This window comes from Nocardiopsis alba (genome assembly GCF_000710955.1).
GTDB classification, from domain to species: Bacteria; Actinomycetota; Actinomycetes; order Streptosporangiales; family Streptosporangiaceae; genus Nocardiopsis; species Nocardiopsis alba.
Map to the genome: position 1 here is coordinate 117549 of NZ_BAZE01000007.1, position 24460 is coordinate 142008.

22 protein-coding genes and 1 pseudogene are annotated in these 24460 nt (G+C 71.8%); 12 read left to right on the forward strand and 11 right to left on the reverse strand.

Going from position 1 to position 24460, the window contains the following annotated elements; genetic code table 11:
• Nucleotides 1–3 precede the first annotated feature (3 nt).
• The 4 genes and pseudogenes from TR33_RS14655 to TR33_RS26050 all read left to right on the forward strand — a co-directional run.
• Nucleotides 4–2100: an ATP-binding protein gene (locus TR33_RS14655; RefSeq protein ID WP_042283702.1), complete on the forward strand. Its 2097-nt coding sequence runs from the start codon at nt 4–6 to the stop codon at nt 2098–2100.
• Nucleotides 2097–3269: an acyl-CoA dehydrogenase family protein gene (locus TR33_RS14660; RefSeq protein ID WP_042283705.1), complete on the forward strand. Its 1173-nt coding sequence runs from the start codon at nt 2097–2099 to the stop codon at nt 3267–3269. Before TR33_RS14655 ends, TR33_RS14660 begins: the two co-directional genes overlap by 4 nt.
• A gap of 22 nt (nt 3270–3291) precedes the next feature.
• Nucleotides 3292–3939 carry a TetR/AcrR family transcriptional regulator gene (locus TR33_RS14665; RefSeq protein ID WP_042283708.1) on the forward strand — a complete coding sequence of 216 codons (648 nt, stop codon included), beginning with the start codon at nt 3292–3294 and terminating at the stop codon, nt 3937–3939.
• Between the two features lie 98 nt (nt 3940–4037).
• Nucleotides 4038–4628, forward strand: a pseudogene (locus TR33_RS26050) (hypothetical protein); the annotation flags it as partial.
• A 48-nt stretch (nt 4629–4676) separates the two neighbouring features.
• Here TR33_RS26050 and TR33_RS14670 read toward each other — a convergent pair.
• A complete protein-coding gene (locus TR33_RS14670; RefSeq protein ID WP_042283711.1) occupies nt 4677–5969 on the reverse strand; it encodes an MFS transporter in 1293 nt (430 codons plus the stop codon).
• 123 nt (nt 5970–6092) lie between these two features.
• Here TR33_RS14670 and TR33_RS14675 point away from each other — a divergent pair, with 123 nt between their 5' ends.
• Entirely contained in the window at nt 6093–6842 is a 750-nt protein-coding gene (locus TR33_RS14675; RefSeq protein ID WP_017535075.1) for a DUF8817 family protein, read from the forward strand.
• 18 nt (nt 6843–6860) lie between these two features.
• Here the strand turns inward: TR33_RS14675 and TR33_RS14680 are convergent, their stop codons facing one another.
• The 8 genes from TR33_RS14680 to map all read right to left on the reverse strand — a co-directional run bounded on the left by TR33_RS14680 (nt 6861) and on the right by map (nt 15498).
• Nucleotides 6861–7451, reverse strand: coding sequence for a PadR family transcriptional regulator (locus TR33_RS14680; RefSeq protein WP_042283715.1), 591 nt, complete (start codon nt 7449–7451; stop codon nt 6861–6863).
• Between the two features lie 80 nt (nt 7452–7531).
• The gene (locus TR33_RS14685) at nt 7532–9505 is read right to left on the reverse strand and encodes an acyl-CoA dehydrogenase family protein (RefSeq protein ID WP_014909212.1); all 1974 of its coding nucleotides are present in this window, start codon (nt 9503–9505) and stop codon (nt 7532–7534) included.
• 154 nt (nt 9506–9659) lie between these two features.
• Nucleotides 9660–9932, reverse strand: a complete 273-nt coding sequence (locus TR33_RS14690) for a helix-turn-helix domain-containing protein (protein ID WP_017535076.1) — start codon at nt 9930–9932, stop codon at nt 9660–9662.
• Between the two features lie 77 nt (nt 9933–10009).
• A complete protein-coding gene (locus TR33_RS14695; RefSeq protein ID WP_017535077.1) occupies nt 10010–11026 on the reverse strand; it encodes a S66 peptidase family protein in 1017 nt (338 codons plus the stop codon).
• A gap of 95 nt (nt 11027–11121) precedes the next feature.
• On the reverse strand, nt 11122–12513 hold the full coding sequence (locus TR33_RS14700) for a M20/M25/M40 family metallo-hydrolase (protein ID WP_014910214.1): 1392 nt from the start codon (nt 12511–12513) through the stop codon (nt 11122–11124).
• Nucleotides 12514–12719: 206 nt separating this feature from the next.
• Entirely contained in the window at nt 12720–13553 is an 834-nt protein-coding gene (locus TR33_RS14705) for a M55 family metallopeptidase (RefSeq protein ID WP_014913275.1), read from the reverse strand.
• A 65-nt stretch (nt 13554–13618) separates the two neighbouring features.
• Nucleotides 13619–14191 carry a hypothetical protein gene (locus tag TR33_RS14710; protein ID WP_026125091.1) on the reverse strand — a complete coding sequence of 191 codons (573 nt, stop codon included), beginning with the start codon at nt 14189–14191 and terminating at the stop codon, nt 13619–13621.
• 455 nt (nt 14192–14646) lie between these two features.
• The gene (gene map, locus TR33_RS14715) at nt 14647–15498 is read right to left on the reverse strand and encodes a type I methionyl aminopeptidase (RefSeq protein WP_234305850.1); all 852 of its coding nucleotides are present in this window, start codon (nt 15496–15498) and stop codon (nt 14647–14649) included.
• A 130-nt stretch (nt 15499–15628) separates the two neighbouring features.
• On the opposite strand from map, the gene TR33_RS14720 reads away from it, so the two are divergent.
• Both TR33_RS14720 and npdG read left to right on the forward strand, forming a co-directional pair.
• Nucleotides 15629–15820 carry a hypothetical protein gene (locus TR33_RS14720; RefSeq protein ID WP_014911821.1) on the forward strand — a complete coding sequence of 64 codons (192 nt, stop codon included), beginning with the start codon at nt 15629–15631 and terminating at the stop codon, nt 15818–15820.
• A gap of 56 nt (nt 15821–15876) precedes the next feature.
• Nucleotides 15877–16572 carry an NADPH-dependent F420 reductase gene (gene npdG / locus TR33_RS14725; RefSeq protein WP_014913149.1) on the forward strand — a complete coding sequence of 232 codons (696 nt, stop codon included), beginning with the start codon at nt 15877–15879 and terminating at the stop codon, nt 16570–16572.
• A 51-nt stretch (nt 16573–16623) separates the two neighbouring features.
• Here npdG and TR33_RS14730 read toward each other — a convergent pair whose 3' ends face one another.
• Nucleotides 16624–17664, reverse strand: coding sequence for an LLM class F420-dependent oxidoreductase (locus tag TR33_RS14730; protein WP_014912050.1), 1041 nt, complete (start codon nt 17662–17664; stop codon nt 16624–16626).
• 188 nt (nt 17665–17852) lie between these two features.
• Between TR33_RS14730 and TR33_RS14735 the strand changes: the two genes are divergently transcribed.
• On the forward strand, nt 17853–18488 hold the full coding sequence (locus TR33_RS14735; protein ID WP_042283719.1) for an ArsR/SmtB family transcription factor: 636 nt from the start codon (nt 17853–17855) through the stop codon (nt 18486–18488).
• A complete protein-coding gene (locus TR33_RS14740; protein ID WP_042283722.1) occupies nt 18485–19807 on the forward strand; it encodes an MFS transporter in 1323 nt (440 codons plus the stop codon). Before TR33_RS14735 ends, TR33_RS14740 begins: the two co-directional genes overlap by 4 nt.
• Here TR33_RS14740 and panB read toward each other — a convergent pair.
• Complete coding sequence (gene panB, locus TR33_RS14745; RefSeq protein WP_014909621.1) at nt 19795–20649, reverse strand: 3-methyl-2-oxobutanoate hydroxymethyltransferase; 855 nt, start codon at nt 20647–20649, stop codon at nt 19795–19797. The two genes, TR33_RS14740 and panB, sit on opposite strands and share 13 nt — an antisense overlap.
• Before the next feature lie 356 nt (nt 20650–21005).
• Between panB and TR33_RS14750 the strand changes: the two genes are divergently transcribed.
• The 3 genes from TR33_RS14750 (at nt 21006) to TR33_RS14760 (ending at nt 24434) form a co-directional block, all read left to right on the forward strand.
• A complete protein-coding gene (locus tag TR33_RS14750) occupies nt 21006–22604 on the forward strand; it encodes an MFS transporter (RefSeq protein ID WP_042283725.1) in 1599 nt (532 codons plus the stop codon).
• Nucleotides 22605–22651: 47 nt separating this feature from the next.
• Nucleotides 22652–23110: an RrF2 family transcriptional regulator gene (locus TR33_RS14755; protein WP_014910586.1), complete on the forward strand. Its 459-nt coding sequence runs from the start codon at nt 22652–22654 to the stop codon at nt 23108–23110.
• A gap of 115 nt (nt 23111–23225) precedes the next feature.
• Nucleotides 23226–24434, forward strand: a complete 1209-nt coding sequence (locus TR33_RS14760; RefSeq protein ID WP_042283727.1) for a globin domain-containing protein — start codon at nt 23226–23228, stop codon at nt 24432–24434.
• The last annotated feature ends 26 nt before the right edge of the window (nt 24435–24460 follow it).

Here is a 24460-nt window from a genome sequence, read left to right on the forward strand (position 1 = left end):
GACATGTCCCCCGACGACCACGTCACCCCGGTCACCGCCCTGCTGGTGGCCAACCGGGGAGAGATCGCCCGCCGTGTCCTTCGGAGCTGCCGCGCCCTGGGGGTGTCCTCCGTCGCCGTCCACACCCCGGGCGAGGAGGACGCGCCGCACGTGCGGGAGGCCGACATCGCCGCGGCCCTTCCCGTTCCCGAGGGGCGCGGACCCGTGGACGCCTACCTGGACCCCGACGCCCTGGTCGACGCGGCCCGCCGCGCCGGGGCCGACGCCGTCCACCCCGGCTACGGCTTCCTGTCCGAGAACGCGGGGTTCGCCCGCGCCGTCGTCGACGCCGGACTCACCTGGATCGGCCCCGCCGCCGAGGTGATCGAACGCATGGGGTCCAAGACCCTCGCCAAACGGGTCGCCCGCGACGCCGGGGTACCGGTCGCCGACGCGCTCGACCCGGCCGACGTCCGCGACGAACACCTGCCGGTCCTGGTCAAGGCGGTCTCCGGCGGTGGTGGCCGGGGCATGCGGGTGGTGCGCGACCTGGAGGCGCTGCCCGGGGAGGTCGACGCCGCGCGTTCCGAGGCCGCCTCCGCCTTCGGTGACCCCGAGGTGTTCTGCGAGCCCTACGTCGAACGCGGCCGCCACGTCGAGGTGCAGATCCTGGCCGACGCCCACGGCACCGTCTGGGCGGTGGGCGAACGCGACTGCTCGGTCCAGCGACGCCACCAGAAGGTGCTGGAGGAGGCGCCCGCTCCAGGGCTGCCGGACGGGCTCCGCGCCCGGCTGCACCGCGCCGCCCGCGACCTGGCCGCCGCCATCGGCTACACCGGGGCGGGCACGGCCGAGTTCCTCGTCCCCGTCACCGAGGACGGTCCGGGCGAGCCCGTCTTCCTGGAGATGAACACCCGACTCCAGGTCGAGCACCCCGTCACCGAATGCGTCACCGGGCTCGACCTGGTGGAGTGGCAGATACGGATCGCCGAAGGGGAACCTCTCCCGGCCCCGGAACCCCCCGAGCCCCGCGGTCACGCGATCGAGGCCCGTCTGTACGCGGAGGATCCGCGCCGGGACTGGCGCCCCCGCACCGGTACCCTGCACGCCTTCGAGGTGCCCGCCGCGACCGCCTTCTTCGAGACGCCGGCCGGGTACGGCGTCCGCCTCGACCACGGGGTGGAGACGGGCGACGAGGTCGGCACGGACTTCGACCCGCTGCTGGCCAAGGTCGTCGCCCACGGTCGGGACCGGCGCGACGCCCTGCGCCGCCTGTCCGCCGCGCTCTCCACCGCCCTCCTGCACGGGGTGGGCACCAACCGGGACCTGCTCGTGCGGATCCTCGGCGACCCCCACCTGGTCGACCCCGCGCGCCTGCACACCGGGCTGCTCACCGGGGATCGGCTCGTCGCCCTGGCCCGTCCCCTGGCCGATGAGGGGACCGAACGCGCGGCCGCGCTGGCCGCCTCCCTCGCCGCGATCGAGGCAGTCCGAGGCCACGGGCCGACCCCCGTCGGGGCGCCCGCCGGATGGCGCAACGTGCCCTCGGCCCCGCACGAGCGAAGACACCGCACCGACGACGGACGCGAGATCGTCTCCTCCTTCCACTCCGAGCGAGGCGTCCACCGGCCCGCCGCCGAGGGAGTCCGGGTCCTGTCGGTCGCCCCCGACCTGGTCGTCCTCGAGACGGACGGGGTACGCCGCCCCTTCGAGATCCACCGTGCCCCCGCGACCCCGGGCGTCCCGGGAAGCGTCCACGTACGGTCCTCGTCCGGCACGGTCGTCCTGACCCCCGTCGACCCCCTGCCCGTCCCCGAGGCGCGCGTCGACCCGGGAGCGCTGCCCGCCCCCATGCCCGGCACGATCACCGCCGTGGACGTGGAGGTCGGGCAGAGCGTGCGCGAGGGCCAGACCCTGCTGCGCATGGAGGCCATGAAGATGGAGCACCGCGTCACGGCGCCCGCCGACGGCACGGTGCGGGAGCTCCCCGTGAAGGCGGGCGAGCGGGTGCCCGCCGGGACACCGTTGGCCGTCCTCGACCACACCGGGACCGAGGAACCCTCAGGCCCCCCGGAGAGCACCACCCCCTCCCACCCCGTCGACGAAGGGTCGAACCCGTGACCGGTGCCATGATCTTCGACGAACCGACCGAACGCCGCGAACTGCGCTCCGCGGTCTCCGCGCTCGCCTCCCGCTACGGCTCCGAGTACTACCGGGCCAAGGCCAAGGAGGGCGCCTACCTGACCGAACTGTGGAAGGAGGCGGGCGGACTCGGCTACCTGGGCGTCAACATCCCCGAGGAGTACGGCGGCGGGGGAGGCGGCATCGGGGACCTGGCCGCCGTGCTGGAGGAGTTCTCCGCCGCGGGCTGCCCGACCCTGATGATGGTGGTCTCCCCGGCCATCTGCGGCACCGTCCTGTCCCGCTTCGGCACCCCCGACCAGCGACGACGTCTCCTCCCCGGGCTGGCCTCGGGCGAGAGGATCATGGCCTTCGCCATCACCGAACCCGACGCCGGCTCCAACTCCCACCGCATCACCACCACCGCCCGACGCGACGGCGACGAGTGGGTGCTCGACGGCCGCAAGACCTTCATCTCCGGTGTGGACGTCGCCGACGCGGTCCTCGTGGTCGGCCGGATCGAGGACACCGACACCGGGCGGCTCTCGGCGGCCCTGTTCGTGGTCCCCACCGACACCCCCGGGTTCGAGGCCCGCCGCATCGAGATGGATCTGATCAGTCCGGACCATCAGTACCAACTGTTGATGGACGGGGTCCGGCTGCCCGCCGACGCCCTGGTCGGAGACCCCGACGCCGGACTCCTGCAACTGTTCGCCGGCCTCAACCCGGAACGGATCATGGCCGCCTCCCTGGCCACCGGCAGTGCCCGGCACGCGCTCGACAAGGCGGTCGCCTACGCCAAGGAGCGCGTGGTGTGGCGGGATCGCCCCATCGGGGCCCATCAGGGGCTGGCGCATCCGCTGGCCCAGGCGAAGATCGAGACCGAGCAGGCACGCCTGATGACCCAGCACGCGGCGCTCCGCTACGATGCCGGCGACGACGCGGGCGCCGGGGAGGCGGCCAACATGGCCAAGTACGCCGCCGCCGAGGCGTGCGTGCGATCGGTCGACCAGGCGGTTCAGACGCTGGGCGGCAACGGGCTGGCCTCCGAGTACGGACTGGGCTCGGCGATCGCCGCCGCCCGTCTGGCCCGGATCGCCCCGGTCAGCCGGGAGATGATCCTCAACTACGTGGCCCAGCAGTCCCTCGGGTTGCCCAAGTCGTACTGACGACCAAGGGGAGAGGCGCGCGGTGGACACGGCATCGGACCGGGAACCGAGACAGGAACGCAGCCGGGTCACCCGGGCCCGGCTGCTGGACGCCGCCGTCGGCTGCCTGGCCGAACGGGGGGTCTCCGGGGCCACGGTGGGGGTGGTCGCCGAACGGGCCGGGGTCTCCCGGGGCGCGGCCCAGCACCACTTCCCGACCCGGGAGGGGCTCCTGTTGGCGGCGCTGCGGCACATGGTCGAGAGCCGGAGCGCCGACCTGCGCCGCCGGGCGGACGCCGTCCCGGCCGGCCCCGAACGTACCGAGGCCGTCGTGCAGATGGTGGTGGACGCCTTCAGTGGGCCGGACTTCGACGCCGCCCTGCAACTGTGGGCGGCCGCCGCCAGCGACCCGGCCCTGCGGGAACGGGTGATCCCCCTGGAGGAACAGGTGGGGCGGGCGGTGCACCACGCGGTGGTCGAGCTGCTCGGCGCCGACGAGTCGATCCCCGGCAACCGGGAAGCGGTCCAGGCCACCCTCGACCTGGCCCGGGGGCTGGGGCTGGCCAATCTGCTCACGGACGACACCGCGCGCCGGCGGCGGGTGGTCGCCCAGTGGGCCGTGATGCTCGATCGCACGCTTCGCGAACCCCTTCCGTCCACCCGTTCCCCACGCTCCACTACCAAGCGGTAACCTTCTGTCCGCCCTCGCGACCGATGATTATGATCGGGAGGGCCGGACAGGGGCGTGGTCGCGGGAACGCGGTCGCGATGGTGAACGGACGGGATGGTGTGTCGGTGGGTGTGCGAACGGACAGGGACCTCCCGGGCCTGGCCCAACGTGTGGTGGACGCCTTCGCGGAGAGCGCCGCGCGGCGCAGGGACCGCGATTCCCTGATGGACACCGCCTTCGCGCGGCTGTTCGACCTCTATCAGGCCACCAGCGCCGCCGAGCGGGGCTCGCCCGCCGGCCGGGACCTCAACGCCACCCTCGCCGAACTCCTGGTCGGCGGGAGCAACCCGGACCGCGTCGGCCTCTACGTGGTGCGCACCCAGACCGCCGCCGACCACGGACGCCACGAGGGCTACCGTCCGGCCTGCTGGCGCCGTTCCATGCTCCAGATCCTCGGTGACGAGTTCGTCCCCTGGGAACGTTTCATGCGCCCGGGCGACATCGAGGCGATCCCGCGCATCGACGAGGCGCTGACCGCCGTGGCCGAGGAGGCCAGCCTCGCCGAGGTGCCCGCCTGGGTCCCCGAGACCCACTGGTGGTGGTGGGAGCCCGCGCGTCTGCGGGCCGAGGCGGATCGAGGACCCGAGGCGAGCACGGAGGGGCCGCCCCCGCCCCGGGTCGGTGAGGGCACGGAGACGACCGTCGCCGAACGGTTGCCCAAGGCGTCGATCGGCCGGCTGCTGCGCAGGATCCCGAGGTCAGGCCACGCCTTCGATCCGCCACACGGCGGCGGCCCCCAGAAGGGACACCAGGCCGCACACGGCGTACAGGACGGGGTAGCCGCCCAGGTGCACCACGATCGGCCCGGCCAGGGCGGGGGCGATCACCTGCGGTCCGACCCCGGCGATGTTGACGATCCCCAGGTCCTTGGCGCGCCCTGAGGCGGTCGGCAGGACCTCGGTGACCAGGGCGTTGTCCACCGACAGGAAGATCCCGAACCCCACGCCCAGCACCACCGCCCCCGCGAGCAACGTGGTCCACTCGGGTGAGGCCGCCACCATGAACGCGGGCACCCCCATGACGATCCCGGCCAGGCAGACCATCACCCGTCTGCGCCCCAGCCGGTCGGAGACGATCCCCGCCACCACGGTCGTGGCCACCACCGCCGCCGTGTACACCAGGATCAGGGTCAGGAGGCCGTCGGCGGCGGAGGAACCCGGGAAACGCTCCTCGTAGCCGACCGCGTCCCGGAGGAAGTACAACAGGTACAGGATGAACATGGCGTTCCCCGTGCCGATGAGGAACCGGGTGAGGAACGCCCACGCGAAGTCGGGGTGCCGACGGGGCGACACCCACAGATCCCGGAGCAGAGCGCCCCACGCCGGCCGGGCCGAGCGGGGCAGCGGCGGGTCGGGTGAGAACAGCGCGAACGGCAGGGCGCAGGCCAGGGTGAGCAGCCCGATGAGCGTGTAGCCGGGGGCGATCTCGGTGACCACGACCGTCACCAGCACCACGGCGGCGACCACCCCGGCCGACTGTGGCACGCCGACCCAGCCCGAGACCGCCCCGCGCTGGGAGCGCGGCACGTGGTCCGGGACGGCCGCGAGCAGGGTGGCGTTCAGACAGGACAGGGCGGTCTGGACGAAGGACCAGCCCAGCAGGATCCCCGTGACGCTCTCCTGCCGGCCGAGGACGATCAGTCCGGCGGCGCCGAGCACGGCCCCGGCCAGGACCCAGGGGCGGCGGCGCCCGAGCGGGCCGGTCGTGCGGTCCGACAGCGCCCCGATCAGCGGGGTGGCGATCATCGCCATGGCGGCGCCGACCCCGGTCACCCAGGCCAGGACGGTCTCCTTGCCGTCGGGGGCGACGTGGCCGATCTGTTCGGGGAGCAGGACCTGGAGAGGGCCGAAGAAGGCCATCCACATCCCGAGGTTGGCCAGGCTGACACCGGCCACCCACAGGGCACGGACGGGACGGGTGGGTTCGGCGAGGGCGGCGGGAGGGGGGTCGTCGGCGGGGTGGGGCGACCGGGGCGCGGGGGAGGTGCTCACGGTGTGACCTGCCTTACATGATGAGGCTCCACCCTAGAGCGAAGGGGCTCGGGGAGGAAGGGGGAGTCAACTAGTCAAAGTTGACTAGTAGGGTGGTCCGGCGACCACGAACCCGGGAGGGCCATGAGCCGGAACGCGTCGATCCGCCCCAACGAGACCACCATCCCGACCCTGCACACCCACGACCCCGAGGCGACCCTCGCCTTCTACGAGACGCTCGGCTTCACCGTCGTCTCACGACAGCTCAAGCCCTACGTGTACCTGGCCTTCGAACTGAGCGGCTTCCAGGTGCACTTCTCCGCCGGACCCCGGGGGATGGACCCCACGACGGAGATGACCGGCGGCTGCCTCGTCATGGTCGACCACGTCGCCCCCTACCACTCGGCCTTCACCGAGGCGATGCGCGCCGCCCACGGCAAGGTCCTGTCCCGAGGGCTGCCCCGGATCACCCGGTACCGCCCCGGAGCCTCCCGCTTCACACTCGTGGACCCCTCGGGCAACTCGCTGATCTTCATCCAGAGGGGCGAACCCGAGGAGGTGGAGTACGGGGGCTCCGCCGCCCTGGAAGGGTTGGCCAAGGCACTGGACCAGGTACGGATCTATCGCGAGTTCAAGACCGACGACGCGGCCGCCTACCGCAGGGCCCGGTCCGCGCTCAAGCGTCATGGTGAGACCGCCTCGGCCCTGGAGCGCGCCACCGCCCACGCGGTGCTCGTGGAGCTGGCCACCGCCCTGGACCGCGCCGACGAGGCCGAGGAGTGGCGGCGGGCGCTGGAACCGATCATGGCCGAGGAGCTCACCGAAGAGGAGCGCCATACGGTCCGGGAGGAGCTGGAACGCGCCGCCGACCTGGTCGAGTGGCGCGACGAGTAGGCGCTCCCCGGGCACTTCCTAGCTCGGGATGCCGGAGGGACGCCACCCCTCCTCGCCGGCGAAGACGTGGGCGCCTCCCTCGATCCGCTCGATCAGGGAGCGCGTCCACCCCGCCGCCGACTCGGCCGAGTGCACCCAGAAGCCCAAGACCTCACCGACGGCCCCGATCTCCTCGTCGACGGGGGCCTCGGGATCGTGGTGCTCCAGCACGCTGGAACGCCACCCCTCCAGGTTCTCCAGCCGGCGGCGGAGCAGCGTCAGGACCTCCGGGCGCGGCAGATCGGTCATACAGCCGAGCCCCGCCGAGACCACGTCCACCCGGGCGTCGTGCTCGGCGGCCAGGGCGTCGCGCAGCAGCGACAGGTACTCCCGCTCGCCGTCCCCTGTCAGGGTGAACTCGGTACGCGGCGGCCCTCCGGAGACGGCGGCCTCCTCGGCGGCCAACAGGCCTTCGTGCTCCATCCGGTTGAGCGCGTGGTAGATCGACCCCGGCTTGGCCGTGGACCACTCGTGCGCGCCCCACGACTCCAGATCCGAACGGACCTGGTACCCGTGCGCGCGACCGCGCGACCGGATCGCGCCGAGCACCAACAACCGGATCGCCGACATGGCCCCACCTCCTCTGGACGTCCGCAAAAGCATAGGCCCCGCGAAGACGGGCTTCACGGGGCCTAGGGTCGCTCCGGACGTCAGTCCCGGTCGCCCTGGCGTCGGTGCTCGGCGCCCAACGCGATCGGGGCGCCCAGCCACTCGTCGCGCAGACCGAAGCCCTCCACGAGCGGCACCGCGTACGGGCGCAGCCCCCGGCACAGCTCGTTCACGGCCGCGGTGACCGCCTTGGCGCGCGAGGTGGAGATCCGCTCGTGCTCCAGGAACCAGCCGCGGTTCTCCTCGATCACGGACAGCACGAACAGGTCGCACAGGCGGTTGAGCAGCTTGGCGGTGGCCTTGTCGCCGCAACGGTCGATACCCGCGACGAACGCCTCCAGCGCCACCCGGTCCATGTGCGCCCGACCGGCCTCCAGGACGTGGTCCTGGGCCTGGTTGAACACCTCGAAGGCGTCGCTGCCGTCCTTCTTGGAACGGCGCAGGCGCGCCGCCAGACCCTCGATGACGTGCTTCTCGCGGTCCTCGAACAGCTCCAGGTGCCAACCCCGGTTGTACAGGCTCGACTCGTCGCCCCGGCCCGGGGCGGCGGCGATCAGCCGCTCGATCAACGGCCGCGCGGCGGTGCGCTCGATGACGGTCTCGAAGACCTTGCCCGCCATGAACTTCGCCAGGCCGAGCTGGTCCAGGTCGCCGAAGGAGTCCTTGAAGTCGGTGAGCAGCCCCTTGGTGAGCTGCTGCAACAGGACCGTGTTGTCGCCCTCGAAGGTGGTGAAGATGTCCGAGTCCGCCTTGAGCTGCGGGATCCGGTTCTCCGACAGGTAGCCCGAACCGCCACAGGCCTCACGACAGGTCTGGATGGTCGCGGTGGCGTGCCAGGTCGCGACCGCCTTCAGACCGGCGGCCCGGGACTCCAGCTCGCGCTGGGCACGGTCGTCGGACTCCTCGCTCCGGGAGAGCTCGTGCAGCCCGGTGACCAGTTCCTCCTGGGCGAAGTGCAGAGCGTAGGTGCGGGCCAGGGCCGGCAGGAGCTTGCGCTGGTGGGCCAGGTAGTCGAGGATCCGCACCTCCTCCGCCGGACGGCCGTCGGCGGCGGGACGGGTGAACTGGCGGCGGGTGTCGGCGTAGCGCAGGGCGATGGTCAGGGCGGCCTTGGTGGCGCTGCCCGCGCCGCCGGCCACGCTGATCCGGCCGCGGATGAGGGTGCCCAGCATGGTGAAGAAGCGCCGGTTGGGGCTCTCGATCGGGCTGGAGTAGGTGCCGTCGGGGGAGACGTCGCCGTAGCGGTTGAGCAGGTCGGTGCGGGGCACGCGCACCTGGTCGAACCAGAGCCGGCCGTTGTCGACGCCGTTGAGGCCGGCCTTGGGGCCGCAGTCCTCGATGGTGATCCCGGGCAGCGCCGCGCCGTCCTCGTCGCGGATCGGCACCATCAGGGCGTGCACACCGTGCTCGATGAGGCCGTCGGGGCCCGGGGTGCGCAACTGGGCGAAGACCACGGCGGCGCGACCGTCGCGGGCGGCGTTGCCGATGTAGTCCTTGCGCGCCGCCTCGTCGGGCGTGTGGACCACGAACTCCTCGGTGGCCGGGTCGTAGGTCGCGGTGGTGCGCAGCCGCTGCACGTCCGAACCGTGGCCGGTCTCGGTCATCGCGAAACAACCGGGCAGCGCCACGCTCATGACGTCGGGCAGGTAGCGCCGGTGGTGGTCGTCGGTGCCCAGGGCCTTGATCGCCCCGCCGAACAGCCCGAACTGCACGCCCATCTTCACCATGAGGGACATGTCGGCGACGAGCATCTCGAAGGCCACCACGGAGGCGCCGACGTCGTCGCTGCCGCCCACGGACTCGGGGAAGCCGTAGCCGGGCATATCGGTCTCGGTCAGGGCCATGAGCTGGTCCAGAGTCCGGGCCCGGTGCTCCTCCACCGACAGGCCGTACACCGGGGCGAACCGCTCGCCTCGAACGACGTCCCTGGCCCGCTCTCGCACGTGCGCCCAGCGCCCGTCCAGGAGACCGCGCAGTTCGGTCTCGTTCGGTGTCAGCGGTGCCTGTTCGCTCATCTGCTCCCCCTGTGGTCGTCCGGACACGCGCCCGTGCCCCTCATGTGACCATCATCCCGACGCGCGGGAGTGCCGAACACGCCCGGGACACGGGTGTGGAAACCAACGTAGGCGGTGGTGGGGGCGTTCCGTCCCCGGGGAGAGGTCGTGCGGGTCACACCGCGACGTCGCGGGGCGGGGAGAGAGGGTCGTCGGTCCGCGCCAGGAGGTCGTCCAGGGACAGGCCCAGTGTGGTGGCGACGGCCGCGATGGTGAAGAAGGCGGGGGTGGGGATGCGGCCGCCCTCGATCTTGCGCAGGGTCTCCACCGAGATGCCGGAGTCCCGCGCGACGTCCACCATCGTGCGGTCGGCCCGTGCCCGGCGGAGGAGGGCGCCCAGGGTCCGGCCGCGCTGGATCTGCTCTTGGGTCAACGGTTCACGAACCATGGGCCGAGTGTAACCCGGCCTCCCCGACCCCGATCGAGAAGAACGAGGTCGGGAGGGGGCTGCTCGACGCGCGGACCTCACTCCAGAACGGGGACGAGCGCCTCCAGGGTCCCGAGGTCGGCGTCCAGGACCGCCGGGACCCCCAGCGGAACGGTGAGCTGGGCGGCGCAGTGACCGAAGTCCAGACCCCACAGCACCGGGACCCCCAGCGGGGCGAGACGGTCGCGCATCAACTCGGCGATCGTCTCCGGGTCCGGCGGGCAGTCGGTCCAGGTGCCCAACGCCACCCCGGCCACACCGTCCATCCACCCGGTGCGCAGCAGGTGGGTGAGCATCCGGTCCAGGCGCGCGGCGTCCTCGTTGATGTCCTCCAACACGAGGATCCCCCCGGCGGCGGAGAGCCGGCTGTGCGGTGTGGCCAGCCCGTCGTTGAGCAGGCTCAGGTTCCCGCCGAACAGCACCCCCTCGGCCCGGCCCGGGACCAGCGCGCGCGTGGCGGGCGAGGTGAGCGTCAGACGCTCCTCGGGCGAGAACAGGGTCGTGCGCAGATCCCGCTGGGCCGGCTCGTCGCCCACGAAGTAGCGGGTGCCCACCACCGGGCCGTGCACCGTCGTCACCCCCAACTCCATCGCGAACGCCTCGTGCAGGGCGGTGATGTCGCTGAACCCGATCAGCGCCTTGGGCCCGGCCTCGCGCATCGCGTCGAAGTCCAGCAGGTCGAGCATCCGGTGCGCGCCGTCGCCACCGCGCGCGCAGAACACCGCGCGCACGTCGGGATCGCACCAGGCCTCCTGGAGGTCGGCGGCCCGATCCCGGTCCTCCCCGGCCAGGTAGGGCAGTACGGGGTGCTGGTCACGGATGTGCCGGCCGGTCTCCACCTCCAGCCCCCACCCGGTGAGGATCGAGACCGCCGCGTCCAGTTGGGCGGCCGGGACCGGACTGCACGGGGCCACCAACCGCACCCGGTCGCCTCGACGCAGCCTCGGCGGACGCCTCAGCGGAGACGGAACGGGACGTGACGCCCCGGGGACCCCCTTACGCTCCTCGAACCCCTCGCGCACCTCGGCCGTCGACTCGCCCACGTCGGTCCCCATCCCTTTCGTCGTCTCCTCCAGGGCACCCGCCCTCGGGCACCCGAAAAGGGAGGGGCGCCGTACGGGTCGTACCCGTCGACGCCCCTCCCGGGTCATCAAGAACGCAGAAAGCCGTCCAACACCCGCACGCCGAACCGCAGTCCGTCCAGCGGCACCCGCTCGTCCACCCCGTGCAGCAGCCCGGGGTAGTCCATCCCGGCGGGCAGACGCATGGGGGAGAAGCCGTAGCAGTCGATCCCCAACCGGGCGAAGACCTTGGCGTCGGTGCCGCCCGACAGGCACACCGGCACCACGTGGGCCTCCGGATCGTGGGCCAGCAGCGCCGAACGCAGGGCGTCGAAGGCGGGGGAGTCCACCGGGGCGGAGACGGGCGGTGACCCGTGCGCGTACTCCCAGGTCACCCGGTTCCCCGTCAGCTCGTCCATGGCGGCGGTGAACGCCTCCTCGGCGCCGGGGAGCACCCGGCCGTCCACCCCCGCCGTCGCCTCGCCCGGCACCACGTTGACCTTGTACCCGGCCGAGAGCATGGTCGGGGCGGCGCTGTTGCGTACCGTCGGCGCGACCAGGGGCGCCGCCGTCCCCAACCGGGCGATCAACGCGTCCACCGCCTCGTTGCTCTCGATGTCGCCGTGCGCGCGCTCCACCCCCAGGGCCTTGGTGATGGACTCGATGGCGGCGCGGGTGACCGGCGTCATGTGCAGCGGCCAACGGTGCTCGTCGATCCGGGCGATGGCCGCGGCCAGGGTGCCGACCGCGTTGTCGCGCGGCGGACGCGACCCGTGGCCCGCGGTACCGCGCGAGCGCAGGGTCAGCCAGGCGCTGCCCCGCTCGGCCGCGCCGATCGGGTACAGACGGACCGGGTCCCCGTTGGTGGAGCGGGCGTGCACGGTGTGGCCGCCGCCCTCGCCGATCGCGACCGTGCAGCCCTCGAACAGATCGGCGTGCTCGCGCACCAGGTGGTCGGCCCCATAGGCGGCGCTGTCCTCCTCGTCGGCGACGAAGGCCAGCACGATGTCGCGACGCGGTCGCAGGCCCATCTCCGACCAGTGCCGCACGACCGCGGTGACCATGCCGATGGTGTTCTTCATGTCCACCGCGCCGCGCCCCCACAGGGCGGGGGCACCGGTGACCGGGCAGTCGGCGATCTCACCGGAGAACGGCGGCACCGACCAGTCGTGGGCGTCGGCGGGCACCACATCCAGATGTCCGTGGACCAGCAGGGCGTCCGCGTCGGGGTCGGTGCCCGGGACGCGCACCACCACGTTGGCTCTGCGGTCCGCGGACTCCAGGATCACGGGGGAGAGCCCGGCCGCGCCGAGGGCCTCGGCCGCGAACTCGGCGGCGGCGCGCTCGTCGCCCTCGCCTCCGCCCCGGTTGGTGGAGTCGCGTCGGATCAGCTCGCGGGTCAGGTGGATGGCGTCCTCGCCCGCCGCCGTCAGGGCCGCCTCTCGGGCACTGTCGGACGGGAAGGTGTCGTTGTGGCCCACGGAGTCGGCCTTTCGTCGGGTACAGGTGATGAGGACGGAGTCGTCGCGCGCCGATGGAGGGGCGCGGGCAGGGGCGACGCCCGGGGCGGCCCGTGCCGAACGGCACGATCCGTTACCGACCCCGGGGACAGTTCTACCTGTCGACCCCGTCGATTGTCCGCCGAACCGCTCGGAAGGAGGAGACCCTCCGGGCGAGGCGGGGACGGTCAGCCGTAGTCCTTCTCCATGTGGTTGGAGATCATGGTCGTGACCGTCTTGAAGGCCCGGATCATCTCATAGGCGTCGGGGGAGGTGTAACGCACCCGGCGCTCACCGGTCCGGGTCACCCCGGGGACGATCGCCGCGGCCTGCGCGAGTTGGGCGGAGTCCACCTCGACCTCCACCGTCCTGGGCGCGGGGGCGACCGGCTCGACCCGGCCGGCCGGGGCCAGGGACCTGCGCGCCGCCTCGGTGATGTCGGCGGCGGTGCGCGCGGGGGGACGGCAGCGGGCGGCGTAGCGGCTGACGTGATCCTTGACCGCGACGGTCAGGGCCTGCGGGGCGTAGGAGGCGGCGTCCTCGCAGGCCTTGTCGTCGCCGGTGACCAGGATGACGGGGGTACCGTACTCGGCGACCACGGCGGCGTTGAGCCGACCCTCGCTCGCGGGCACGCCGTCCAACCACACCCCGGTGATCGCGTTCGGCAGATAGGTGTGGGCCAGGACCCCGTCCTCCCCGGCACCGCAGTGGTAGCCGAGGAAGACGATCCCGTCCACGTCGCCGCTCTGGACCCCTTCGATCATCGAGAGTTCCTTGTGGCGGCCGGTGATCATGGTGGCCCGCTCGTCCAGACGCTCCAAGAGGAGGTTGCGCATGGTCGAGTGCGCCTCGTTCACGAACACCTCGGTGGCGCCGCCCTCGAAGAGACCGACGATCGCCGCGTTGACGTCGCCGGTGAACATCGAACGGCAGCGCTGCCACTGCTCGGTCCCGGGCTCGCAGTCGGCGGGCCAGGTGACGCCCGTTGCGCCCTCCATGTCCGCGGAGATGAGGATCTTCATCCGCCAGAGCCTAGCCCGCGCGCACCCCGTGGGGCCATGGGTCCACGGGCATCGAACGGACGAATTCAGCGCCCTCGTGGGGGCTCTCCTCCTCCGACCTGCCCGGGGACGGGACTGAGCCGGGGAAGGCCGGGAAGGGACACCGGCAGGTCGGCGAGGGTGAGCGATTCGGGGAGGGGGCCTTGGGGGAACTCGTCGTGCCGAGGCGCCGGCAGGAGAGGGGAGGGGGACTCGGGGAAGGGGCCCCGGCCGGACGTCCAACGGATCTCCCGGATGGCCTGCACCTCCTCGCGGAGTATCGGTCGGGGGACGACCACCTCCCAGCCGAGCGGATCGCGCAGCGCCACGATCACCCGGACCGCCTCCGCCGCGGTCACCGCCCGCGGCCCGTTCCCGTCGGCGAAGTGGCCGACCGTCACCGGTTCGTCGTCCGGAAGCCGTACGTCTATGGCGATCAGGCCGCGAGGTCCGTGGTGACGGCTCAACTCGTGCGACCAGTGGTGGGTGAGGGCATAGGAGGGGAGCGTGGGGAAACAGAAGACCCCACTGGTCCCTTTCTGCCCGAGTGTGGGGCGCACCCCCGCGTGTTCGACGCGGGCGGCGTTGGCCCGGGGCGTCAGGTGGACGAACATCGCCATGACATCGGATCCCTGTGAGTCGGTCGGAGAGGGTCGGCGGTCGATGGCATGAGCCTCGTACAGGGTTCTCGGCAGGGGGCGCCGGGACTCCCATGGCGCGGGACCCGGCCGCGCCGGGTGAACGTCCTCGGTGCGCGGGGCAGGGGCACGGTCCGAGCGACGTCGCGGTCCGGACCGTCGACCTCACGGGAGCGCGGACCGGTCGGTCCCGGAACGGGAACGGTCACCCGGGTGGCGCCGTGCCCGCACCGGCGCGACCGGCGATCCGTGGTCCGGATCGGCGCGCGCTCTGGTGCATGGTTCAGGATTCTAAGGCCGGCGGGTACGGCGGAACGCGTCGCCTCGTCGGCCGGGTCGCGGGTCCGTTCCTCCGACGCGCGGGCACGATCGGGGCGTTCCGGACCCCGCACGCGAAAAGGACCCCGGAACGGGTCCGAGGTCCTGGGAGGCCACGCTCAGGGAAGGGTGAGGATCTCCGCGCCGCTCTCGGTGATGACCAGCGTGTGCTCGAACTGCGCCGTCCACCTCCGGTCGGCGGTCACGGCGGTCCAGCCGTCCTCCCACAGGTCGTACTCCACGCCGCCGAGGGTGATCATCGGCTCGATGGTGAAGGTCATGCCCGGCTCCATCACGGTGGTGGCGCGCGGGTCGTCGTAGTGCGGGATGATCAGGCCGGAGTGGAACTCCGGGCCCACGCCGTGACCGGTGAAGTCGCGGACCACGCCGTAACCGAAGCGCTTGGCGTAGGACTCGATGACCCGACCGATCACGTTGATCTGTCGCCCCGGGCGGCAGGCCTTGATCGCGCGCATGGTCGCCTCACGGGTGCGCTCCACCAGGAGACGGTTCTCCTCGGAGACGTTCCCCGACAGGAAGGTGGCGTTGGTGTCGCCGTGCACGCCGTCCTTGTAGGCCGTGATGTCGATGTTGACGATGTCGCCGTCGGACAGGACGGTGTCGTCGGGGATGCCGTGGCAGATGACCTCGTTGAGCGAGGAGCACAGCGACTTCGGGTAGCCCTTGTAGCCGAGGGTGCTCGGGTAGGCGCCGTGGTCCAGCAGGAACTCGTGGCCGATCCGGTCGAGCTCGTCGGTGGTCACACCGGGCTCGACGTGCTTGCCGACCTCTTCGAGGGCCTGCGCCGCGATCCGGCCGGCCACCCGGAGCCGCTCGATGGTCTCGGCGTCCTGGACATCGCCCAGGACCCCCTCCACGGGATACTTCTTGCCGACGTACTCCGGGCGGACGATGTGCGAGGGGACCGAACGTTGCGGCGAGATGCGCCCAGGAACCAGCGGAGTAGTCATGGACAACGATTGTATTGGCGGAGGGCACCCGCCCGTACCCGGTGACGCCGACACGTGACACGTGTGAAGAGCGCGCCGGGGGCGGGTAGATGCCCGAACGAGGCCCTGGAACGACGAGAGGTGGTCGACCGTGACGGACGTTCAGGACGACGGTTGGTGGTTCTGTCTCAAGCACGACGAGGTGGAGCACGGAAAGGGCTGTCCCAACAGTCAACGGCTGGGCCCCTACCCGGACCGGGAGACGGCGGCCAGAGCGTTGAGCATCGCCGCCGAGCGCAACGAGGCCTGGGACGAGGAGGAGTCGGAGGAGGAAGGACGCTGAGCCGGCGCGCGGCCCTGCGCGTTCTCCGGCAGGGAGCGCTCTGACAGGATCGCCTCATGACCGAACAGAGCACACCACAGGACGTGGACATCACCGGGAAGAGCATCGCGGTGTTGGGCGGCACCGGTGACCAGGGCAGAGGCCTGGCCCGCCGGTTCGCCCTGGCCGGGCACACCGTCCACCTCGGCTCGCGCAGCGCCGAACGCGCCGCCAAGGCCGCGAACGACCTGGTCGAGGCGGAGGCCACCGAGATCCGGGTGCACGGGCTGGAGAACGCCGAGGCGGCCGCCATGGGCGACATCGTCGTCGTGGCGGTGCCCTGGGACGGCCACCGCGAACTGCTGGTCTCGCTGGCGGACCGGCTCGCCGGGAAGATCGTCGTGGACTGCGTGAACCCGCTCGGCTTCGACAAGAAGGGCCCCTACGCCCTCGACGTCCCCGAGGGCAGCGCCGCCCAACAGGCGGCCGAGGTCCTGCCGGGCAGCCGGGTCACCGCCGCCTTCCACCACGTGTCGGCCGTGCTCCTGCTCGATCCCGAGGTGGCCGAGATCGAGCTCGACATCCTGGTCCTGGGCGAGGACCGCGAGGCCACCGACGTGGTGCGAGCCCTGGCCGGGACCATCCCCGGCGCGCGGGGCGTGTTCGGCGGCCGACTGCGCAACGCCCACCAGGTGGAGGCGCTCACGGCCAACCTCATCGCGGTCAACCGCCGCTACAAGACCCACGCCGGGATCCGCGTCACCGGCCTGTGAACACGGGCCCCGCGGTGCCGCCCGAACGGTTCCGGGCGGCACCGCGTCGGATCAGGAGACCCACTCCTTGATCTTGCCGATGAGCGTGGCGGGGTCGTCGCCCATGGGGGTGACGTTGAGTCGGGTGACCCCGGCGGCGCGGAAGGCCTCCACCCGTTCGCGTACGTAGGACTCGGGGCCGACCAGGTTGGTCAGCTCCACGAACTCGTCCGGGACCGCGGCGGCCGCCTCGTCCTTGCGGCCGGCCAGGTACAGGTCCTGGATCTTCTCGGCGGCCTCCTCGTAGCCGTAGCGCCGGGCGACCGTGTTGTAGAAGTTCTTGCCCTTGGCGCCCATGCCGCCCACGTACAGGGCGATGATCGGGCGGGTGAACTCCAGGAGTCTCTTGGTGTCCTCGCCCTCGCCGATGGCCAGAAGACCGCCGGCGGTGATGTCGAGCGGGCCCAGGGAGGGGTCGCGTTCGGCGCGGCCCCGGGCCAGCGCCTCACCCCACACGCTCTCGGCCTTCTCCGGGATGAACAGGTGCGGCAGCCAGCCGTCGGCGATCCGGGCGGTCATCTCGACGTTCTTCACGCCGAGCGAGGCCACGTGGATCGGGATGCGCGGGCGCACCGGGTGGTTGATGATCTTGAGCGGACGCCCCAGTCCGGTGCCCTGGTCGGCCGGCAGCGGGAGGGTGAAGACGTCGCCGTCGTAGGTGAGCCGTTCCTCGCGGGCCCACACCCGGCGGCAGATCTCGATGGTCTCCCGTGTGCGGGTCAACGGCCGGGTGTAGGGGACGCCGTGGAAGCCCTCGATGACCTGGGGGCCGCTGGCGCCCAGCCCGAGGAGCGCGCGGCCGTCGGAGAGGTGGTCGAGTCCGGCGGCGGTCATCGCGATGAGGGTGGGGGTGCGGCTGTACATGGGCAGGATCGCCGAGCCGATCTCCACGCGCTCGGTGCGGGCCGCCAGATAGCCCATGAGGGTGGGGCTGTCGAAGCCGTAGGCCTCGGCGACCCACACGGTGTCCAGTCCGACCTTCTCCAGCTCGGCGACCTGTGCGACGGCGTCCTTCGGTTCGCCCGCGTACTGGAGCGGCATCGAGATGCGCATCTGCTGTCCTCCCGGTGGGGCCGGGAACCGGCCCGTGGCGGTCCTGGTGTCGGCGTCACTGTACTACCGAGCGGCATTCGGTCTGTGGTCCGCCTCACATCAAGGGAAGGCCCTGGTCGAAGTCTCTTCCCAAGATCTCTTGGCCAAGGGGTCTTGGCCAAGGAACCTTGGGCGTCTATCTTCTCGGCATGAACGGCGAGAACCCCACCCCCGTCCCCGACCCCTTCGAGAAGGCCGCGGTCCTGGACGCCCACTCCCTGCGCGGACTGGCCCACCCTCTACGGCTGCGGGTCTACCAGTTCCTTCAGGCGGCCCCCGCCACCGGTAAGAAGGTCTCCGCCGAACTCGGCATCTCCTCGGCCTCGGCCAGCTACCACCTGCGCCAACTGGAGACCTACGGCTTCATCGAGGAGGACCCGGCCCTGGGAACCGCCCGTGAACGCTGGTGGCGCGTCCTCCACAAGGGATTCCGTATGCCCGAGCACCTGGACACCGAGGCCCCCGAACTCAGCACCGCCCTGCGCCACGCCCTCGCCGCCCGTTGGTCCGAACGCATGGCGGCCGCGGTCGACCTGTGGGCCTCGCAGCCCGAAGGGTGGCGTGAGGCCCAGTTTATGGCCGACCGTGTCCTGCACCTGAACCTGGAGCAGATGGAACGCCTCCGCGCCGAGCTGAGCGAGACGCTCGCCCGATACGCGCACGAGGGAGACCCCGAAGGGCACGCGGTGAACGTCCAGCTCGCCGCCTTCCCCTTCCCCGAGACCGACCGGGAACCCTTCGGCGACACCGAGGCTCCCCCGGGCGCCGAGAAGGGTGCGCCGTGAGGCCCATGACCGGGCTGATCCTCGCGCAGGCGTGCGCCTATCTCGGCACCCGTCTGGCGATGATCGCCATCCCCTGGTTCGTCCTGGAGACCACCGGAAGCCCGACGCACATGGGCCTGGTGACCCTGTGCGAACTCGGTGCCTACACCCTGGCCCGGCTGTTCGTCGGCCCCGTCCTGGACCGGATCGGGCAGCGGGCCGTCAGCATCCGGGTCGACCTCCTCGCGGCCGCCGCGCTCGCCGCCGTGCCGCTGCTCTTCGCCGCCGACCTCCTGCCCTTCCCGCTCCTGCTCGCGCTCGTCACCGTGATCGGGCTCGCCACCGGCCCCTCCGAGGCGGCGAAGGTCTCCCTGGCCCCCTTCGTCGCCCGCGCCGCCGGGGTGCGGGTCGAACGGGTCACCGGACTCACCGGCACCGTCGACCGTCTCTCCATGACCGTCGGCCCGATCGCCGCCGGAGCGGTGGTCGCGCTCCTGGGCGCGCTCACCGCCCTCCACCTCAACGCGGCGCTCATGATCGTGTCGGCGCTGGTCACGGCGGTCCTGCTGCGCCGCGACACCGAGACGGTCGGCCGGGCCGGTCCCGACCCGGAGGAGGGACACGGCTACCTCACCCGGCTGCACGCGGGATGGCGGGCGATCTGGGGCGACATCCCCCTACGGACCCTCACCGTCATGATCATGGTGACCAACATCGTCGACATCGCGGTGATGAGTCTGGCCCTGCCGATCTGGGCGCACCAGGGCGGAATGGGGCCCGAGGCGGTCGGGTTCGTGGCCGGAGCGCTCGGCGGGGCGTCGATCCTCGGGTCGTTGATCGCGGCCTGGGCCGGTCACCGGCTGCCCCGGAAGGCGACCTTCTTCCTCTGCATGGTGATCGGTGGGCCGCCGCGCGTCCTGGTCCTGGCCCTGGACGTGCCTCTGTGGGTCGCCCTGACGGTGTGGGCGGCCTCCGGGCTCTTCGGCGGGCTCATCAACCCCCTGCTGTCGGCGATCATCTTCGAGCGGCTGCCCCTGACCATGGTCGGCCGGGGCATGTCCATGCTCGGCGCCCTCACCCGTGTGGGGGCGCCCCTCGCGGCTCCCGGCATCGGCGCGGCGATCGGGCTCCTGGGGGTGGCCCCGGTCCTGGCGGCCGGGGCGTTCGTCCACCTGGCCGCGGTCCTGCTCCCGATGTTCGGGGCGGCGGCACGGGCCTTCGACCGTTCGACGGAGGAACCGGGCGCGGACACGGGAACGCCGGCCGGGGAGAACCCCGACCGGCGCACGCGGTCACGGTCGGACCCTGGGCCCGACCCCGAACCGGATCAGCTCTTGTAGGTGTGCTCTTCGGCGGGGAAGGCGCCGTTGACGACCTCGTCCGCGTACTCGGAGGCGGCCTCGCGCAGCGTGTCGGCCAGGTTCGCGTAGGTCTTGACGAACTTCGCCACCCGAGGGCTCAGCCCGGCCATGTCCTGCCACACCAGCACCTGGGCGTCGGTCCCGGCGCCCGCGCCGATCCCGATGGTGGGGATCGACAGCTGCCGGGTCACCTCGGCGGCCAGGTCGGCCGGGACCGCCTCCAGCACGACCGAGAACGCGCCCGCGCGTTCCAGCTCCTTGGCGTCCTTGAGCAGCTCCTCGGCGGCCTCGCCGCGCCCCTGCACGCGGTAGCCGCCCAGGGTGTTGACGGACTGCGGGGTCAGACCAACGTGGCCCATCACCGGCACCCCGGCCGAGACCAACAACTCGACCTGGGGGGCGACGGCCCGGCCGCCCTCCAGCTTCACCGCCTGGGCGCCGCCCTCCTTCATGAACCGGGAGGCCGCCTCCAACGCCTGCTGAGGGGAGCCCTGGTAGGCGCCGAAGGGCAGGTCGGACACGACCAGGGCCCGCTTGGTGGAACGGGCGACGGCGGCGGTGAGGGGCACCAGCTCGTCCATCGTGATCGGCACGGTCGACTCGTAGCCGTAGACGACGTTGGCCGCCGAGTCGCCGACGAGGAGGACGGGGATGCCCGCGTCGTCGAAGATCCGCGAGGTGAGGGCGTCGTAGGCGGTCAGCATCGGCCAACGCTCGCCGCGCTGCTTGGCCCGGGCCAGGTCCCTGATGGTGACGCGGCGGTTGGTGACCCCGCCGTACAGGGCGTTGCCGGCCTCGGGCGTCTTGGGCGTGGTGTTCATGGTGTTCTTCCTCCGTTGTCTCGAAGCACCTGCGGGGTGTCTCCGGACCTGTGGACGAAAAGATGGTGTGATGCGCTCGTCGGAGCGCGTGTTCCCCGGGGGGAATACCTGTGTCGTGGGACGGCCTCCACGCCCGTCGCCCCCGCCGTCCGGGGGACCGGTGCGGTGGGGAGAACGGGTGAGCGGGGTGCCCGAGGGCATCATCGCATGCCGCCGTCTCCGCGAGATCAACGGCTTCACAGATCCGAACATTCCCCTCCGGGGGGGTGCGCGCCCGACAGGAGAGGTTCGGCACGATGCCGGCCCCGGGTAGGTGTCCCACGGACCCGGACGGCCGGTGGACGAGGAGAGGCCCTGTGGACGAGCGGACGGCGTATCGGCGCAGGTGGGGCGGGCTCACGGTGCTCATCATCTGCCTGCTGGTGATCGTGGCGGACAACACGATCCTCAACGTGGCGTTGCGCACCCTCTCCGATCCGTCGAAGGGGCTCGGCGCGAGCCAGGCGCAGTTGGCGTGGGCGATCAACGCCTACACCCTGGTGTTCGCGGGGCTGCTGTTCACCTTCGGCATCCTCGGTGACCGCTGGGGCAGGCGACGCATGCTGGTGTCCGGACTGATCGTGTTCGGTACGGCCTCGACCCTGACCGCCTACTCGCAGACACCGGAACAGCTCATCGCGGCGCGGGCGACGATGGGGTTCGGCGCCGCCATGGTCATGCCGCAGACCCTGTCGGTGATCAGGAACCTGTTCCCGGAGGAGGAACGGGGACGGGCGATCGGCCTGTGGGCCGGGGCGGTCGGCCTGGCGCTGGCGATCGGACCGTCCGCCGGCGGGCTGCTGCTGGAGAACTTCTGGTGGGGCTCGATCTTCCTGATCAACGTGCCGTTCGTCCTGATCGGCCTGTCGCTGATGTTCTTCCTCGTCCCCGAGTCCAGGAACGAGAACCCCGGTCGCCTCGACCTGCTGGGCGTGGCGCTGTCGATCCCCGGCCTGGTGCTGCTGATCTACGGGGTGATCACCGCGGGGGAGCGGGCCTCCCTGTTCGACGTGGACGTGTACGGCGCTCTGCTCCTCGGGGTGGGTGTGCTCGTCCTGTTCCTGGTGCACGAGGCACGGACCCCGAACCCCTCGCTGGACGTGCGCTTCTTCCGCGACCCCGGGTTCAGCGTGTCCATCGCAGTGATCATGGTGCTGTTCTTCAGCATGGCCGGGATCATCTTCTTCCTGAGCTTCTACTGGCAGAGCGTGCGCGAGTTCAGCCCGCTCGTCGCGGGGCTGCTGATCCTCCCCTCGGCCCTGGGCCAGATGATCTTCGCCCCGCTCAGCCCGACCCTGGTGCGGCTGGTGGGCCGACGCAACCTGGCGCTCGTGGGCGTGGCCGTCGTGTGCTGCTGTTTCGCGTTCTACACCCAACTCCAGGAGACCACCCCGGTCGCCCTGATCGTCGTGTTCTTCTTCCTCCAGAACTCCGCGATGGCGGTGGTCCTCACCCCGGCCACGGACACGATCATGGCCTCGGTCCCGCCGGGCAAGGCGGGTTCCGCGTCGGCGGTGCAGAACACGGTGCGTCAGGTCTCCACCGCCATGGGGGTCGCGGTCCTGGGCGCGGTGATCTCCTTCCACTACCGGCCGGCGATCGAGCCCACGCTGACGAGGGTGACCGAGGAGACGCACCGTCACCCCGACCCCTCGGTGGGGGAGTCGATCGAGTCCACGGTGGCGTTCGCCAAGACGTTGGGCGCGAGCGGGGACGCGTTGATCGCCCCCGCCAAGACGGCCTTCCTGGCGGGCCTGCACATGGCGGCGACGGTCTCCCTGGTGACCGGTCTGCTGGGGCTGCTGATGGTGTGGATCTGGATGCCGCGCGGGACACCGGCCGCTCGAGGGCGAGAGGGCTCGGGTCGACGGGAAAGGGCCTCGAGCGAAGAGGGGGAGTCGAGGGGCGAGGGCTAGGGAACGAGAGCGGAGCGATTCACAAGAGCACGACCTAGCATGGGCGTATGCGTCTGACCGCCTTCACCGACGTCTCCCTGCGCCTGGTCATGCGACTGGCGGTGGCGAAGGAGGGCGAACTCCTCACCACCCGGGCCGCCGCGGGCATGCTCGTCGTGCCCTATTCGCACATGGCCAAGGCGGTGGCGCGGCTGTCGGAGCTGGGGCTGGTCGAGGCGCGGCGCGGACGCGGTGGCGGCCTCACCCTGACCGAGGCGGGGCGGCGGTCCTCGGTGGGGGCGATCGTGCGCGAGCTGGAGGGCGCCGGGGACCTGGCCGGGTGCGAGGACGATCCGCCCTGCCCGTTGCGCTCGGCCTGCCGGTTGCGCGGAGCGCTGTCCCGGGCGCGTGAGGCCTTCTACGCCTCCCTGGACGAGGTGACGGTGGAGTCCCTGGTGTCCCCGCCCACACAGCAGACCCTGATGGTGCTCCGGTCGGACGGATCACCGGCCGTAGAGCCTTCCTGACCTGGTCGTATCTCTTATTCCACCCCGCCGAGGGGTCCACGGGACGCGGGTTTAATATGCATTTCAGATACCAATTATCTCTGCCGGGAACACCCGTCCCGGTCTAGGAGGAAGCGTGCTCTCCACCGAGTCCGCGGCCACGATCCGCGCCACCATCCCCGTCGTCGCCCAGGAACTGGACGCGATCACCTCCCGCTTCTACGACACGATGCTCGGCGACCGCCCCGAGCTCCTCGACGGCCTCTTCAACCGGGGCAACCAGGCGAGCGGTGAGCAGCGTCGGGCCCTGGCCGGGTCCATCGCGGCCTTCGCCACCGCCCTGATCGACCACCCCGACGAACGCCCGGACGCCCTCCTGTCCCGTATCGCGCACAAGCACGTCTCCCTCGGAGTGACCGAGGACCAGTACGTGGTCGTGCACAAGTACCTCTTCGAAGCGATCGCCCACACCCTCGGCGAGGCCGCCACCCCCGACGTCGTCGCCGCGTGGGACGAGGTCTACTGGCTCATGGCCGGGGCCCTCATCGCCCTGGAAGCGCGCCTGTACGCCGAATCCGGGCACACCGGTCGCGACGTATGGCGCCCCTGGACGGTGACCGAACGCCGCGAACAGACCCCCGACGCGGTCTCCCTCACCCTGGTGCCGGGGGACGACGGACCCGCCCCCGACCTCCTGCCCGGCCAGTACGTCAGCGTGCGGGCGCTCATGCCCGACGGCGTCCACCAGGCCCGCCAGTACTCCGTCTCCGGATGGAACGGGGAGCGCCGCCGGATCACCGTCAAGCGTCTGCGCGCCGGGGAACGGAGCCCCTCCGGCGAGGTCTCCACCCTGCTGCACGCCACCGCCGCCCCCGGCGACACCCTCATGGTCTCCGCGCCGGCGGGCGACGTCACCCCGGCCGACGGAGATCACCCACTGGTGCTGATCTCCGCCGGGATCGGCTGCACCCCCATGGTGGCGATCCTGAACCACCTGGCCGAACGGGGCGCCGAGCGCCGCGTCGTGGTCCTGCACGCCGACCGCTCACCCCTCGACCACGCCCACCGTGAGGAGATCGCCGAGCTGATCGACCGTCTGCCCGGGGCCGAGGGACACACCTGGTACGAACGGGACCACGGGGACGCGGGTGTCGACGGCATCGAGGTCCGCCCCGGAACCCTCGACCTGGACCCGATCGAGATCCCCGAGACGGCCGAGGTCTACATGTGCGGCCCACTGCCGTTCATGCGCGAGGTCCGGGCGGGCCTGCTCCGGGGAGGCCTCCCCGCCCGTCGGGTCCACTACGAGGTCTTCGGCCCCGACCTCTGGCTCGGCGAGGGGTGAGCGCGGGGGCGGCCCCGCTGCGAGGC

Bases quoted from the DNA above. Each gene is read 5' to 3' on its own strand.
- TR33_RS14655 (WP_042283702.1), top strand. From the start codon at position 4: ATGTCCCCCGACGACCACGTCACCCCGGTCACCGCCCTGCTGGTGGCC.
- TR33_RS14675 (WP_017535075.1), top strand. From the start codon at position 6,093: ATGAGCCGGAACGCGTCGATCCGCCCCAACGAGACCACCATCCCGACC.
- TR33_RS14680 (WP_042283715.1), bottom strand. From the start codon at position 7,451: ATGTCGGCGATCCGGTTGTTGGTGCTCGGCGCGATCCGGTCGCGCGGT.
- TR33_RS14685 (WP_014909212.1), bottom strand. From the start codon at position 9,505: ATGAGCGAACAGGCACCGCTGACACCGAACGAGACCGAACTGCGCGGT.
- TR33_RS14690 (WP_017535076.1), bottom strand. From the start codon at position 9,932: ATGGTTCGTGAACCGTTGACCCAAGAGCAGATCCAGCGCGGCCGGACC.
- TR33_RS14695 (WP_017535077.1), bottom strand. From the start codon at position 11,026: ATGGGGACCGACGTGGGCGAGTCGACGGCCGAGGTGCGCGAGGGGTTC.
- TR33_RS14705 (WP_014913275.1), bottom strand. From the start codon at position 13,553: ATGAAGATCCTCATCTCCGCGGACATGGAGGGCGCAACGGGCGTCACC.
- TR33_RS14710 (WP_026125091.1), bottom strand. From the start codon at position 14,191: ATGGCGATGTTCGTCCACCTGACGCCCCGGGCCAACGCCGCCCGCGTC.
- map (WP_234305850.1), bottom strand. From the start codon at position 15,498: ATGACTACTCCGCTGGTTCCTGGGCGCATCTCGCCGCAACGTTCGGTC.
- npdG (WP_014913149.1), top strand. From the start codon at position 15,877: ATGACCGAACAGAGCACACCACAGGACGTGGACATCACCGGGAAGAGC.
- TR33_RS14730 (WP_014912050.1), bottom strand. From the start codon at position 17,664: ATGCGCATCTCGATGCCGCTCCAGTACGCGGGCGAACCGAAGGACGCC.
- TR33_RS14735 (WP_042283719.1), top strand. From the start codon at position 17,853: ATGAACGGCGAGAACCCCACCCCCGTCCCCGACCCCTTCGAGAAGGCC.
- panB (WP_014909621.1), bottom strand. From the start codon at position 20,649: ATGAACACCACGCCCAAGACGCCCGAGGCCGGCAACGCCCTGTACGGC.
- TR33_RS14755 (WP_014910586.1), top strand. From the start codon at position 22,652: ATGCGTCTGACCGCCTTCACCGACGTCTCCCTGCGCCTGGTCATGCGA.